Raw genomic sequence first — 596 nt, forward strand, 5'->3', positions numbered from 1 at the left:
TAGGTTCGTACTTTCGAGCCTTCGCGCGTTCTGTCTCAGTGGTTCTCTTCAGCACGGTCGGTCACTGAGCGCATTTGAAACGCGGCTTACATCCACACGCTTCGCCGCCAGCGGTCTTGGATAAGCCCGGGCGCCTCGGAGCGTCCGTGTTTCGATTAACGTCATCGGTAGAACAATGTGTTGTTCCGGCGTGGCTTTGTGTCGCGTGCGGGCTCACCTACCATGCCGTACCGAAACGCAATCTTCACCTCCAGCCCGCTATGCACATTTCCTCATTCCGTTGGCTAGTTGCTGGCGCCGCCGCAGCCGCGCTTTTTACAACCGCCGCTCAAGCCCAGGTCGATACCGCCAAAAGCACGGTCACGGCGACGTCCAAGCAAATGAACGTGCCCGTCGATGGCAAGTTCAAGAAGTTCACCGCCGCCCTCGACTTCGATCCCGCCAAGCCGACTGCCGGCAACGCGAGCATCAATATCGATACCGCCAGCTACGATCTCGGCGACGACAGCTACAACAAGCAGGCGCAGGACAAGGACTGGTTCGACGTCGCGCATTTCCCGAACGCAACCTTCGCCTCGACATCGATCGCACCGGCT

At 59.2% G+C, this 596-nt stretch carries 1 protein-coding gene; it reads left to right on the plus strand.

The features are described 5' to 3' along the window. Positions 1-260: 260 nt before the first annotated feature. Positions 261-596: YceI family protein (locus HB633_RS30640; protein ID WP_213781866.1), on the plus strand; the 336-nt coding region annotated here is incomplete at its 3' end.

The organism is Caballeronia sp. dw_276, assembly GCF_018449635.1.
In the GTDB taxonomy this organism is placed as follows: Bacteria; Pseudomonadota; Gammaproteobacteria; order Burkholderiales; family Burkholderiaceae; genus Caballeronia.